Origin of the sequence: Accumulibacter sp., from assembly GCF_023806625.1 — a bacterium.
In the GTDB taxonomy this organism is placed as follows: domain Bacteria; phylum Pseudomonadota; class Gammaproteobacteria; order Burkholderiales; family Rhodocyclaceae; genus Accumulibacter.
Genome location: NZ_JAMTDX010000111.1, coordinates 26241 through 39149, shown reverse-complemented (window position 1 = coordinate 39149; position 12909 = coordinate 26241). Strand labels below are relative to the sequence as shown.

The window sequence follows — 12909 nt, the reverse complement described above, 5'->3', positions numbered from 1 at the left end:
TTCCGTACGGCCACTCCTCGACGGCGGCCCCGGCGAGCAGCGCTCAGCCTTCCTGCCGACTTCTCGCGAGACATGACCGGTAACGGCCATCGACGCGCCGGGCGAACCATTCGGTGGTCAGCCGACGAGAAATCTTCGGACTACTCAGAGCGATCTGCGGCAGCGTTTCCCGAGGCCGGCGCCCGCCGCTCGCTGCATCGGCAAGCGCGTACAGCCTCAGGTAGAGTGGTGTCTTCTCGAAAGCCGCCGACTTCTCGAGGCGCAGATCGCGCCCGATCTCCCCGGGGGCCATCTGCAGCCGGCCTTGCAGCGCGATCACTGCACGCTGGCTGTCGCTGACCTCGGACAGTGCAACCCCCTCGCGATAACGCAGCAGGTCACCGTCGAGCGCGAGCTGTCGTCCGCTCAGACGGACGACGGCGTCCTGAAACGCGGCGTTACGGCTGCTGTAGCGGCCGGCGTTGAAATCGGCGAAGCGGTAGATCATCTCGCCATAGTTCACCGGGTAATCGAGCAGCGAAGCGACCCCGAAGTAGACCCCGCCGCGGCGCGTGAATAGCTCGGCGCGAACGCCCCCCGAGCGCGGATACGGATAGGGCTTCCGGCGAACCTGCTCTTCGGCAAACTCGATACCGACCTGCATCGGACCACCGGTGCGCACCGGGTTGTAGCCGGCGAAGAGCGTCCTCCCTCCGGGAAGCTCGGCGATCATCTCTTCATAGAGCAGGCTCATCTGTTTCTCGGTGCGCAGCGCGTCGACTCGCTCGCGGTAGCTTCGCCCGTCCGGTGAAGACCTGCCGAGCGCGAGGTCGAGGACGAGCTTGGGTATCCCGTACCGCTCGCGCCGCCGGTCGATCTCCTGCCAGGCGATCCGCGCCAACCCCGGTACCGGCGGATCGGCGACGAAGCTCGATTCCTGCTCGATCACCGCGATGACCGCACAGAGCCTCTCGGCGTCCGGCGGGATCTGCAGCGCCCCGAAAGCGGTCAGGATGTCCACCGCCCAGCCGTCGCGCTCGTCGACGCCGCGCGGCAAGAGGCGATCCAGCAGCGCACGGGCATCGTCCGCGCGGCGAGTGACGGGTGGCACCGTAACGCCTTGCGCGCTGACCGCCGGCGCCCTCGCCGTCTGATCAACGGACCGCGCAGAGGCGCTCGTCCCGGGCGTCGTCCCCTCAGGCGACCTCCGGTCGTCGACGCGGATCGTCGAACAGCCGATCACCGCCGCACAGAGCAACAGCTGCGCGGGCACGGCGAACAGCCAGCGAACCGGCATCGCCGGCTCACTCACCGACGACGCGTCCCTCACGCCGGGGATCGGCACCGCCGGCAAGCCCCGCCGGCACGCGCCCGATCGCCTGAATGCCGCTGGTCAGAGCGGTTTCCCTGACCTCGTGAGCGCGCGCCCGAAGTGCCTCGACGAACGCCGCCGGGAAGCGCCCCTCTTCGAGGATCGTCGGGCCGTTCAACGAACCGAAATTCGGCAGGTCGATCGCCTGTTGCGGCGACAGCCCCCAGTTGAGCGTCGCGTAGAGCAGCTTGGCGGTGTAGTGGATGATCATCGCCCCGCCCGGCGATCCCCCGCTGAGCACGAATTCGCCCGAATCGTCGTCGAAAACGAGCGTCGGACTCATCGACGAACGCGGCCGCTTGCCCGGCTCGACGCGGTTGGCCACCGGAGAGCCACTCGCGTCCGCCGGCATGAACGAGAAGTCGCTGAGCTCGTTGTTCAGCAGGAAGCCCCGGACCATCTGCCGGGAGCCGAAAGCATCCTCGATCGTCGTGGTCATCGCCAGCGCGTGGCCGCGACCATCGACGATGCTCAGGTGCGAGGTGCCGTACTCGACCTGGAAGGCCATCGGCGAATGACTCCGCGCCGCATTCACCGGCGAACCGGGCGTGGCGACCCTCATGCTCTGCGCACCGATCAGCCTTGCCCGACTGGCCAGATAGTCCGCCTGCAGCAGCGAATGCCAGTTGCCGCCAGGCGCGGCGACGAAAGCGGGATCGGCGACGTACTGCGCCCGGTCGGCGAAAGCCAGCCGTGAAGCCTCGGTATACGCGTGCATCCATGACGGATCGTCGAAGGCCAGCGTGGCGGCGCCCGTGTCCAGGATGATGCCGAGGATCTGAGCGATCGCGATCGCCCCCGAGCTCGGCGGCGGGAAGCCACACAGGCGATAGCGGCGCGGTACGGGGGCCCCCTGCGACGCGTAGCGGACGCACAGCGGCTCGCGGCGTATCGCCCGATAACCGGCCATGTCGCCGAGGCTCAGCAGGCCGGGGTTGGTCGCGTGTCCGCTGACCTTGTCGACGATCGCCCGGGCGACCTCGCCCTGATGAAGAGCTGCCGACCCCTGTTCGGCAATCCGGCGCAGGACGTCGGCGAGTTCCGGGTTGCGCAGCAGGCTGCCGGCCGCCCTGGGCTGCCCGGCAGCGTCGTAGAAGTACGCCGCCGCCTGCGGATCCTTCTTCAGGTGCTGGTCGGCGGCGACCAGCGCATGCAGGCGGTCGCTGACCGGGAACCCCTGCTCGGCCAGGCGGATCGCCGGCGCGAACAGGCTCTTCCAGGGCAGGCGGCCGTACTCGGCGTGCGCCATCTCGAGCATCCGGACCGTGCCCGGAACGCCGACCGCCCGGCCGCCGACGATCGCTTCGTGAAACGGCATCGCCTGGCCGTCGGCAGCGACGAACAGCGTTTCCTGGACCGCTGCCGGTGCCGTCTCGCGCCCATCGAAGGCCACCGTGTCGCGCCCGTCGTGGTAGAGCAGGAAGGCTCCCCCACCGATGCCGCTCGACTGCGGCTCGACGAGCGTCAGCACCATCTGGACCGCGACAGCCGCGTCGATCGCACTGCCTCCGGCAGCGAGCATCTCGAGCCCTGCCTCACTGGCCAGTGGGTGCGCCGTCGCCACTGCAAACTTCTGCCCCTGCCAGCCCGCCTGGCTGGTCGAGACGCTGCCTTGCTCGGGTTGACGGAGGCTTTCGGCGAGGACTGCAGAGTACGGCCGTGGCCCGCTGGCGCACCCGCCAACGAGGACGACGACGCTCAGCAGAAAAGCGGCACGCTGCATGACCTCACCCGAATATTCGCTCCAACGCCGGAACGACGAAGTCACACGCCTCCTGGCCTGCCGGCGATTGTACACGACCACGAATTCATGCAGATGTCGATTGGCAGAAACCGGCCTGCGCCAAGGAGCCAATCCGACAGCTCCGATGCAGCCCGCTTGAGCACCGGCAATCGGTCAGCAGGTCGAAAAACCGGTTTGACCGCCAACGAAAGACCCGTATACGCCATAGGCAGGTACGGACAGCCGATGGACACGAAGACCTCGGTCGTGCCGTCGCTGCGCTGCCGGTTTCCGGCGACGCACCGGCAACGAACCATGCGCTTGGCTTGAGCTACCCGCCCGGTCGGCAAAGGTGCGCACGAGTTCAAGTTGCGCGGGCAGGCAGCGTGTCTTCAGGTCGTAGTGCCCGACCACGTGTTCCCGCGCGGCCTGACGCAGCTGGCTGAACTCGGTGCGCCGTTCGAGCGCAGTGGCGACGGTCAGGGCTAGCTGATGCGCATCGAAGAAATCGACGAGCAGCCCCGTCCTGCCATGCTCGATGACTTCCTCGACCGGGGCGGTTCGCGACCCGCCGATCGCGACCTGGGCTCTTGGCCGCAACGCGAGCAGTTCAGGAAGCGCCCTCATGAGGATATGGTAGCCACGATAGGGCTCCAGCTGACGGGCGACGAAGGTAATCACTTCGTCGCTCGGAGTCAGCTTCAGGCCCGCGGTCTTCAGACTGACGACCGCCGCCGGGTCGGGCTTGAGCAGCGCGCTGTCGATGCCATCGTGGATCACGACGATGCGCTCCTGCAGCACTTCGGGATGCCGACTGCGCTGGAATGCCGTTGGCGAGAGTCCTCGGTCGGCAGCCAGCAAGGCGTGCAGCAAATGGGGGTTCTTGAGGCGCAGCCGCTCGCGAGCTTCGAGGCTCGGGGTGGTGAACTCTCCATCGAAAAAAGCGTCTCCGTCGTCCCCCTGATAGGAGTACTCGGCATAGACGATCAGCGGCACTTCGGGGAAGACGTCCTTGACGAAGTACGCTTCACGCCAGCCCGAATGGGCAACAATCAGGTCCGGAACGAAGCCCTGTTCGCGAAGCCGGGCCAGGCAGTCGGCGACCGAATGACCGCGCGCGACCTTGGCCTGCGCCTCCCGAACTTCACTCCGAGCCGCCCGGAGACTCTCCTCGTCCCTGAGCACCGGTCGATGGCGGATGACCCGGACGCCGGGTGTTGCCAGAGCCGGCTGATTGACGGCAAGTCCGATCACCTCGTGTCCGCGAGCGGCCAGTGCCGGAGCGAGGTGCCGGAACTGGCCGGGAAAATTCTGGTGGCTGAAAACGACCCCTTTATCCCCGATACGGAGCGATCTTCGGAAGGACCGCCTTATCGACGGCTCATTCCAGGAGGCAGCGTCGCTGGACGAAAGACTCCGACGATCGCCGCCCAGTCCCGAGCAGTACTCAGGCCGGTTCCGAAGAGCACGCCGGACGGGAAACGATCAAGCGATCGCACGGGGTTCCGGCGGCTCGTTGCCTCGACGAGCCGGACGGGTCTACAGCGCCGGGTACTTCGCCGGATCGGAAGCTTTCTCGGTGACCTTTTCGAGTTCCTCGAGAGTCAGCTTGTCGTCGTAGATTCCGGCACTGACCTGGATCCCGGTGGCAAACGAGACGTCGGCGGCGAGCGCGTACGACAGTTTTCTGGAGAGCTGACCGGCCCCCGGCTTCGGCCACATGTACTCGACCCAGCCGCCGCGCGGCTGGGCACCGGCCTTGCAGAGTTCCCTGAAGATGTACTTCCCGTTGTTGTCGGTGATCTGCATGATCGGTCTACCGACCAGATCGGGCCGCATCGGGTGGGCGATCATCCGGTCCTTCCGGCAGTCATAGACGAAGACGTAACTGTCCTTCCAGACCCAGCGGCCGTCCTTGTTGTTGAAGTCGGCGAAGCCCGAATTGCCTTTCTCGTGCAGGTACCTCGCAGCCGAGCGGACCTTGGTTATGGTCTCCTCGGCAGTGGCCGCGTCGCCTCCTGCCGCGGCATTCGCGCCCAACACCGCGCAGCCGATCAGACTCGCGCTCAAAACCCCGATTGCCTTTGCTGTTCTCATGACATTGATCTCCCCGTAAAGGTCCTTGCTGATCGTATCCTGCGCCGGGCCTCGGCCAGTCCGCGCTGCTCCCGGCCCGTGGCGCGATGCGCCTAGCTGATCCACGGCTTGCCGACCGGCAGCACGTCCCGGCCAAAGACGTCGGCGTAGATGATGTGGGCCATGATGTACCAGGCCATCGCCGCGGTGACCATCAGTTCGTAGCCCGCGACGACGGTCAGGTCAGGGTAGCCGAAATGAGCGAGATCGAGCAGGATGAAGCCGATCAAGAGCAGCGTGAAGGTTAGGGCCAGAGCGCCGTGGACGCGCAATGAACCGATCCACAGGATCACCGTGAACACCGTCCAGGCGACCAGGAACCAACCCACGTCGGTCTTGCTCGAAGTGTATAGATTGTAGTGGTTGCCGATCAGCAGCAACGCCAGAGCGATCCAGAAACAGCCATAGGCAGTGAACGCACAGTAACCGAAGTTGTTCCCGGTCTTCATCTCCTGCAGACCGGCGATCATTTGCGCCAGTCCGCCGAAGATCAGACCCAGCCAGACGACAGGGCCAAGGCCCATCCATCCGACGTTGTGGAACTGCAACACCATCGTGGTCAGACCGAAACCTGCCAGTCCTACCACAGCCGGATTCCCCAGCTTTTGTTCAGCCATGCCTAGCTCCCATAATTGAGTGAAGTCGCTGCCACGCGTGACGACACCACGAGGACGAACGTGACTGGCGGAAGCGCCACCCGCGTTCGACTGCTTCCCGCCGTCTGCCGGCAGGGCGCAAATCATACGCAGGTCTCAGGTCGTCGGCAACCAGGAAGCGATTCGGCAAGCCTGCAGCTCGAGGCAATCTGGTCTCGCGCCTGGTCCCTGTGGAGGGCGCCTGCCGCCGCCGACAGCCGGGAAGCTTTGCCGCTGCCCGGCCATCGCGTATGCTTGTCTGATGAGCATTCGCGGAGTCATCGCCGCGTCGGAACCGCATACCGCCGTGACCGGCGCGCGCCTGCTGCGTCGTGGTGGTAATGCCGTCGATGCGCTCGTTGCGGCCAAACTGACCGCGACGGTCACCGAGTGGCCGCTGACCTCTCTGGGTGGCGGCGGAGCGTGCATCTGGGGCGACGCGATCAGCGGCTACGCGCTGCTCGACTTCTTCGCCACCGCGCCCGGGATCGGCCTCGACGAGCCACCGGCTCTCGATTTCGCTCCGGTCACCGTCGATTTCGGACAGACGACGCAGATCTTCCATGTCGGGAAAGCAGCGGCAGCCGTTCCCGGCGAGCTCGTCGGGCTGCTCGAGCTGCATCGCCGTGCTGGCCGCCTGCCGCTCCGCGAAGTCGTCGCCCCAGCCGCGGCCTGGGCGCGCGAAGGTTTCACGGTCAGTCCGCAGATTGCGATGATCGCCGGGCTCGTCGCCCCGATTGCCAGCCGGTCAGCGCCGGTCGCGAGTCTGTTCTTTCCCGATGGAAGGCTTCCGAAAGCCGGCGACCGCCTGGCCAACCCGGAACTCGCCGGTTTTCTGGACGGTCTCGGTGGAAGCGGTTCCGATCGCCAGATCGCGCGCTACTGGACTTCGCTCGTCGAGCACTTCGGCCCGCGAGACGGCGGGCTGATCACCGCCGCCGACGTCGCGGCGTACGCCCCGGTCATTCGCCAGCCCCTGCGCATCCCTTTCGGCGAGTTCGCGGTCCTGACCAACCCTCCCCCGTCGGCCGGAGGCGGTTTGATCGGTACCGGACTGCGTGCTGCCGAGCAGTTGCAGATCGGCGACGAGCAATTTCTTTCTGCGGAACATCTGCTGGCCGTTGCCGGCGTACTGGCAAGGGTCTCGGGCATCCGCGAGGCCGGATACGACGCACGACTGCACGCGGACCCGGATTCGATCCGCGAACTCGTCGGCGGCAGCGGGCTTCCCGGCTGGACTCGAAGCCTCGGTGGCGCAAGCGGCGAGAATGCCCTCGGGGCGACGACGCACATCTCGGTCATCGACGCCAGAGGCATGGCGGCCGCAATCACCAGCAGCAACGGCGAAGGCTGCGGCCACGCGCTGCCTGGGCTTGGCATCCATGTGAACAACTTCCTCGGCGAGGACGACATCAACCCGGCGGGCTTTCATCGGCTGGCGCCGGGGACATGGATGAGCACGATGATGTCCCCGACGATCGTACTCACCGGCGATCAGCCCTTTCTGGCCTTGGGCAGCGGCGGCTCGAACCGGATTCGCAGCGCAATCCTCCAGGCTCTGGTCAATCTGCTGCTCTATCGGAGGCCGCTCGACGAAGCAGTCAATGCTGCGCGCCTGCACGTCGAAGGCAAGCGGTTGTGGTTCGAAAGGACCGGGCTTGGCGCAGGAGCGACCGACGCGCTATGTCGGTCGTGGCCCGACGCAACCGTTTTCGACACACCAAGCATGTTCTTCGGTGGCGTCAACTGCGTAGCGAACATCGACGGACGCCTGCAAGGCGCCGGCGACCGTCGGCGAGGCGGCGTGGTCGTCGTTGCCGAGACCTGACAAGCGGCAACCGCCCGGCCCGGATTTCGCTGCTCCGGGGGCCGACTCTGGCGCGTTGCGAGGATGCCGCGGAGCGGGGTGTCCGGCGCGCGAACGGATCGGCCGATCGCCGACCTTGGGCGGCCGCTGCGTACGCGAACCGATAGCGAAACCCGGAGCGGTTCAGCGGACCTTGATCTCGGTCCACATTCGCGAGAGCAGCCGCCGCGTCTGCGGATCGAAGTCGCGGAGCATCTCGAGTCGCCGGCTCTCCGCCTCGCTCGGGAAGATCCCCGGGTTGGCGGCAATCTCGGGGCGGATGTACGGCGTCGCGGCCGCGTTCGGGTTGCCGGCTCCGATCAGGTTGGAAACGTCGCCTGCGTTGCGTCCGTCGAGCATGAAGTTGATGAACTGGTGCGCGAGGTCCGGCCGACCACCAGAGCGGTGCAGCACGAAGCTGTCGACCGCGAGCACGGCGCCCTCCTTCGGCGTACGGAAGTCGATCACGAACGGCCGCTTCGCGTCGCGCGCGTCCAGCTGTGCGCGGTACATGTCGCTCGAGTAGCCGTGGGCGACCCAGATGTTGCCGATCGCCAGATCCTTGATGTACGTGCTGTTCGAGAACGTCGCCCAGTAAGGCTTGGCCCTGAGGATCAGGCGCTTCGCCTGATCCCAGCGCGCCGGGTCCGTCTCCTGCACGGAGTAGCCGAGGTACTTCATCGCCGCGGCCATCAGCTCGCGCTGGCTGTTGAGAACGGTCACCTTGCCCTTCAGCTTCTCGAGGTGACGCGGCTCGAAGATCAGCGCCCAGGTGTCGGTCGGCAGCCCGAGTTCGGCAAGACGCGTCGCGTTGTAGCCGAGCAGCGTCACCGACGTCGCATAGGGCACCGAATAACGCATCCCCGGGTCGTACCACGGATCTCGAAACTCCGCCCGGACATTCCCGAGGTTCGGCAAGCGTGCCTTGTCGAGCGGACGCAAGGCGTTCCTGCGCAGCAGCGTCTCGACCGCGTTCCCCGTCGGAACAAGCAGGTCGTAGCCTACCGCCCCAGCCTCGAGTTTGGCGAGCATCTCCTCGTTGTCGGAATAGAAGTCCTGGTTCAGGCGGCACCGGCACTCTGCCTCGAAACGGTGGACGGTTTCGTCCGAAAGGTAGGTATTCCAGATGTACAGGTAGAGGACGTCCTCGGCTACGGCTGGGAGGACGACCGCGGCGAGCAGCACGGCGAGCAGGGCGAGGCGAACGCCGCTCACATCCTCAGCCTCAGCGCCGCCGGGGCCAGGCGCGAAGCCACGGTGATCAGCGTCAGTGTCAGCGCCATGAGCAGCGTCGACACGGCATTGACCTCCGGGCTGACGGCGACCTTGATCATCGAATAGATCTGCAGCGGCAGTGTCGTGACCCCGACGCCGGCGACGAAGAAGGTGATCACGAAATCGTCGATCGACAGCGCGAAGCTCATCAGGAAACCGGCGACGACGCTCGGCGCGATCAATGGCAGCGTCACATGCCTGAACGTCTGCCAGGCGCTCGCCCCGAGATCGCGAGCCGCCTCGAAGAGACTCTCGTCCATCGCCGCCAGACTCGTGCGGACGACGATGGCGACGAAGCCGATCGAGAAGGTGACGTGCGCGATCAGGATCGAGAGCAGGCCCAGCGTCAGGTCGAGCACCTGCCGGAAGAAAAGGAGCAGAGAAACGCCGAGCAGGATCTCGGGCATCGCCACCGGCGCGAACACGAGGACCGGCAGGCCGCGCAGGAGGCCCGACCGGCAGCGCTGCATGGCCAGCCCGGCCATCGTGCCGAGAAGCGTCGCGCCGGTCGCCGAGACGAGCGCGATGAACAGTGAATTCGCCGCCGCGCCGAGCAACGCCCGATCCTCGAAGAGCATGACGTACCAGCGCGTCGTGAAGCCGACCCACTCGGCGTTGAGCAGCGAGTCGTTGAACGAGAGGATCACCACGATGGCCAGCGGCAGGTAGAGGAAGGCGTAAACCCCGACCGCCGCCACCCATAGCCAACCCGGCCGCCTTCGCCCGACCATCAGGAAATACTCTCGCGCGGCCGTCCGGCCCAGGCGGCGATGCCGACGAGGAGCAACACGGCAACGGTCAGCAACACTGACAGCGTCGAACCCAGCGGCCAGTCGCGGTTGTCGAGGAACTGCTCCTTGATGAGATTCCCGATCAGGATGTCGCGCGTGCCGCCGAGCAGTTCGGGAACCGCGAACATGCCGAGCACGGGAATGAACACCAACGCCGATCCGGCGCGGATCCCCGGCATCGAGAGCGGCAGGGTGATGCGCACGAACCGCGTCCAGACGCCCGCACCGAGATCCTGAGCGGCTTCGAGCAACGCGGGATCGTGCTTTTCGAGGTTGATGCACAGCGGCAGGATCATGAACGGAAGATGCACGTAGACGAGCCCGACGATTACCGCGACCGGACTGTACAGCAGATCCATCGGGCCGAGGACGATGATCCAGGCGTAGGTGCGGATCAGAAAGTTGCTCGCGAACGGCAGGACGACGAGCAGGATCAGCAGCTCACGGCGACGCCGCGGACTCTGCGCGATTGCCAGAGCGAGCGGGTAGCCGAGAACGAGGCAGAGCACCGTCGTCAGCGCCGCGACGACGAACGAGCGCAGGAAGATCTCGGCGTAAATCCAGTCGCTGAAGAAGAAGCCGTAGGCGTCGAGGGTCAGTGCCCAGCGCCCTTCCTGACGGACCGGCGCCAGCCCGCCGAAATCGCCGGGCGCCAGGAACGAGGCAGCGAACAGCAGCAGCACCGGACCGGCGAAGAAAACGAGCAGGAATGCCGTCGGGGGCAGTGCGACGAGCCACTGGCCAGGTCTCGGCGCCATCCCGGCCGGACGGCGGTTCGCCTGGTCGTCAGTCACGCAGGAAGACTCCGGAGTCGCGCGCCCAGCCGATGATCACTGGAGCGTCGCGCTCGAGAAAACGGTTCACGCCCGGGTCACGATTGGCGAGCAGTGCCTCGATCACCACGCCTCCGGCGATGGCGATCCGATAGACGGTCACGTCGCCGAGATAGAGGCAATCGCGTACCGAGCCCCGAGCACGGTTTTCCGTCATCGGGTCTCCACCGTCGGCGATGATCCGCACCTGCTCCGGGCGCAGCGCCAGGGTCCCCCGGTCGCCGGTGCACAATCCCGGCTGCGGAGTGCTGATGATCTCGCCAAGCCCGCCGGCGAACAGGCGCAACGCCGCTGGTGTCGCCTCGCGAACTTCGACCGGCAGCAGGTTGATCGTGCCGATGAAGCCGGCGACAAAGCGATTCGCCGGCCGCGCGTAGATCTCCTCCGGCGACCCGACCTGTTCGACGTGTCCGCAGTTCATCACCGCCAGCCGATGTGAGAGCGCCAGCGCTTCATGCTGCGAGTGCGTCACGAAAACGAAGCTGATCCCGACCGCTCTCTGCAACGCGATCAGTTCGCCGGTGATCTGCTCACGAAGTTTGGCGTCGAGTGCGGCGAGCGGCTCGTCGAGCAGCAGCAGGCGCGGCTTGCCGATCAGCGCCCGGGCCAGCGCCACGCGTTGCTTCTGTCCGCCCGAGAGTTGCGCGGGCAAGTGCTGCGCGCGATCGTCGAGGTGAACGAGCTCGAGCGCCTCGCGCACGCGGCCGTCGATGTCCCGTGCCGGAGTTCCGGCCATCTGCAGCGGAAAGGCAACATTCTCGGCGACGCTCATGTGCGGAAACAGCGCGTAGCTCTGAAAGACGGTGTGCACCGGCCTCCTTTCGGGCGGAATTCCGGCCAGTGGGCGGCCGTCGAGCAGCAGATCGCCCTCGTCAGGTTCCTCGAAGCCGGCGATCATGCGCAGCAGCGTCGTCTTGCCGCATCCGGACGGACCGACCAGGGTGAAGAATTCGCCTGCGTCGACCGAAAGCGACACCCGGTCGACGGCCGCCAGACGACCGAAGCGACGAGTGACATTGCGAATCTCGAGCAGCGACATGGCCCGACTAGTCTAGCTCAGTTGGCGCCGCTCCGCGTACCGTCGTCGCGAAGCCCGCTGCAGGCATGCCGTCGAGCCCTGTGGCTTTGCATCGCCCGACCGGCTTCGCCTAGAATGAAGCTGCGCCTGACCCGCGAGCCAGACAACCCGACCTCCTGCGCAGGATGATCGGCGGAGGCGCCCCGCGAAACAGACGATTGCCGGAGACGTCCATGAGGGCCATGCTGCTTCAGGCTCAGGGTGAGCCGCTGCGCCTCGCCGAAGTGCCTCGACCGATTCCCGACCCACAGCAGATCGTGCTCGAGGTGCGCGCCTGCGGCGTCTGCCGTACCGATCTGCACGTGCTCGACGGAGACCTTGAGAATCCGCGGCTGCCGCTGATTCTTGGCCACGAGATCGTCGGAATCGTCCTCGACAAGGGTTCGGCCGTCGAGCGCTTCTCCGTCGGGCAGCGCATAGGTGTCCCCTGGCTCGGTCGCACCTGCGGCCATTGCCGGTACTGTACGGGAGGCTCCGAGAATCTCTGCGATGCGGCGGAGTTCACCGGTTACACGCTCGATGGCGGCTACGCCGAATTCGCGCTCGCCGATCAGCGTTACTGCTTTGCGTTGCCTGAGGCATATACCGACGCCGAGGCCGCGCCACTGCTCTGCGCCGGGCTGATCGGCTACCGCTCGCTGATCGCCGCGGGAAACGCCCGACGTCTGGGGATCTACGGCTTCGGCGCCGCTGCTCACATCATCGCTCAGGTCGCCCGCTGGCAGGGGCGCGACGTCTTCGCCTTCACCAAGCCGGGCGACCTCGAGGGCCAGGACTTTGCCCGCCAGATCGGCGCCAACTGGGCTGGCGGCGCGAACGAAACCCCGCCGCAGGACATGGACGCGGCGATCCTTTTCGCCCCGGTCGGACAGCTCGTCCCGCAGGCATTGCGCCACACGGTCAAGGGGGGAACCGTCGTCTGCGCCGGGATCCACATGAGCGACATCCCGACCTTCCCTTATGCGATTCTCTGGGGCGAGCGCAGCGTGCGCTCGATCGCCAACCTCACCCGGCGCGACGGGGAGGAGTTCTTTGCTGTCGCCCCGCAGGCCGGCGTACGCACCGAAGTCAGCTGCTTCCCTCTCGAAGCGGCCAACGAGGCCCTCGATCAACTGCGCGCGGGCCGCGTCCGCGGCGCCGCTGTCCTGGTCAACCGCTGAGCAGATCCGCTTCGGCAACGATCGACCTGCCGCTTCGCCGGTCGGTGACCCGGCACGAGCCGCATGGAGCGTGCCGAACGT

General features: G+C 66.4%; 11 protein-coding genes. 2 read left to right on the top strand and 9 right to left on the bottom strand.

Annotation, left to right across the window (positions count from 1 at the left end):
• Window positions 1-43: 43 nt before the first annotated feature.
• The 5 genes from NFW05_RS17645 to NFW05_RS17625 form a co-directional block, all read right to left on the bottom strand.
• A complete protein-coding gene (locus tag NFW05_RS17645; RefSeq protein WP_295309959.1) occupies window positions 44-1291 on the bottom strand; it encodes a DUF1615 domain-containing protein in 1248 nt (415 codons plus the stop codon).
• The gene (locus NFW05_RS17640; protein WP_295309958.1) at window positions 1284-3074 is read right to left on the bottom strand and encodes a gamma-glutamyltransferase family protein; all 1791 of its coding nucleotides are present in this window, start codon (window positions 3072-3074) and stop codon (window positions 1284-1286) included. Before NFW05_RS17640 ends, NFW05_RS17645 begins: the two co-directional genes overlap by 8 nt.
• Window positions 3075-3248: 174 nt before the next feature.
• Window positions 3249-4328 carry a hypothetical protein gene (locus tag NFW05_RS17635; protein WP_295309956.1) on the bottom strand — a complete coding sequence of 360 codons (1080 nt, stop codon included), beginning with the start codon at window positions 4326-4328 and terminating at the stop codon, window positions 3249-3251.
• Between the two features lie 285 nt (window positions 4329-4613).
• The gene (locus NFW05_RS17630) at window positions 4614-5171 is read right to left on the bottom strand and encodes a cache domain-containing protein (RefSeq protein ID WP_295309954.1); all 558 of its coding nucleotides are present in this window, start codon (window positions 5169-5171) and stop codon (window positions 4614-4616) included.
• A 92-nt stretch (window positions 5172-5263) separates the two neighbouring features.
• Window positions 5264-5827, bottom strand: coding sequence for an acetate uptake transporter (locus NFW05_RS17625; RefSeq protein WP_295309953.1), 564 nt, complete (start codon window positions 5825-5827; stop codon window positions 5264-5266).
• Window positions 5828-6107: 280 nt separating this feature from the next.
• On the opposite strand from NFW05_RS17625, the gene NFW05_RS17620 reads away from it, so the two are divergent.
• Window positions 6108-7673: a gamma-glutamyltransferase gene (locus NFW05_RS17620; protein ID WP_295309951.1), complete on the top strand. Its 1566-nt coding sequence runs from the start codon at window positions 6108-6110 to the stop codon at window positions 7671-7673.
• 162 nt (window positions 7674-7835) lie between these two features.
• Here NFW05_RS17620 and NFW05_RS17615 read toward each other — a convergent pair whose 3' ends face one another.
• Genes NFW05_RS17615 through NFW05_RS17600 form a run of 4 tightly spaced genes read right to left on the bottom strand, consistent with a single transcriptional unit; the run spans window position 7836 to window position 11629 of the window.
• Complete coding sequence (locus NFW05_RS17615; RefSeq protein WP_295309950.1) at window positions 7836-8906, bottom strand: spermidine/putrescine ABC transporter substrate-binding protein; 1071 nt, start codon at window positions 8904-8906, stop codon at window positions 7836-7838.
• Window positions 8903-9697, bottom strand: a complete 795-nt coding sequence (locus NFW05_RS17610) for an ABC transporter permease (protein ID WP_295309948.1) — start codon at window positions 9695-9697, stop codon at window positions 8903-8905. The genes NFW05_RS17615 and NFW05_RS17610 overlap by 4 nt, the downstream gene beginning before the upstream one ends.
• Window positions 9697-10515 carry an ABC transporter permease gene (locus tag NFW05_RS17605; RefSeq protein ID WP_295309993.1) on the bottom strand — a complete coding sequence of 273 codons (819 nt, stop codon included), beginning with the start codon at window positions 10513-10515 and terminating at the stop codon, window positions 9697-9699. Before NFW05_RS17605 ends, NFW05_RS17610 begins: the two co-directional genes overlap by 1 nt.
• 28 nt (window positions 10516-10543) lie before the next feature.
• Window positions 10544-11629 carry an ABC transporter ATP-binding protein gene (locus tag NFW05_RS17600; RefSeq protein ID WP_295309946.1) on the bottom strand — a complete coding sequence of 362 codons (1086 nt, stop codon included), beginning with the start codon at window positions 11627-11629 and terminating at the stop codon, window positions 10544-10546.
• 212 nt (window positions 11630-11841) lie between these two features.
• Between NFW05_RS17600 and NFW05_RS17595 the strand changes: the two genes are divergently transcribed.
• The gene (locus NFW05_RS17595; protein WP_295309944.1) at window positions 11842-12828 is read left to right on the top strand and encodes a zinc-dependent alcohol dehydrogenase family protein; all 987 of its coding nucleotides are present in this window, start codon (window positions 11842-11844) and stop codon (window positions 12826-12828) included.
• Window positions 12829-12909 lie beyond the last annotated feature (81 nt).

What these genes read in the sequence shown, in the direction of transcription:
- NFW05_RS17640 (WP_295309958.1), bottom strand. Translation starts at nt 3,074, where the DNA reads ATGCAGCGTGCCGCTTTTCTGCTGAGCGTCGTCGTCCTCGTTGGCGGG.
- NFW05_RS17605 (WP_295309993.1), bottom strand. Translation starts at nt 10,515, where the DNA reads ATGGCGCCGAGACCTGGCCAGTGGCTCGTCGCACTGCCCCCGACGGCA.
- NFW05_RS17625 (WP_295309953.1), bottom strand. Translation starts at nt 5,827, where the DNA reads ATGGCTGAACAAAAGCTGGGGAATCCGGCTGTGGTAGGACTGGCAGGT.
- NFW05_RS17595 (WP_295309944.1), top strand. Translation starts at nt 11,842, where the DNA reads ATGAGGGCCATGCTGCTTCAGGCTCAGGGTGAGCCGCTGCGCCTCGCC.
- NFW05_RS17630 (WP_295309954.1), bottom strand. Translation starts at nt 5,171, where the DNA reads ATGAGAACAGCAAAGGCAATCGGGGTTTTGAGCGCGAGTCTGATCGGC.
- NFW05_RS17600 (WP_295309946.1), bottom strand. Translation starts at nt 11,629, where the DNA reads ATGTCGCTGCTCGAGATTCGCAATGTCACTCGTCGCTTCGGTCGTCTG.
- NFW05_RS17610 (WP_295309948.1), bottom strand. Translation starts at nt 9,697, where the DNA reads ATGGTCGGGCGAAGGCGGCCGGGTTGGCTATGGGTGGCGGCGGTCGGG.
- NFW05_RS17620 (WP_295309951.1), top strand. Translation starts at nt 6,108, where the DNA reads ATGAGCATTCGCGGAGTCATCGCCGCGTCGGAACCGCATACCGCCGTG.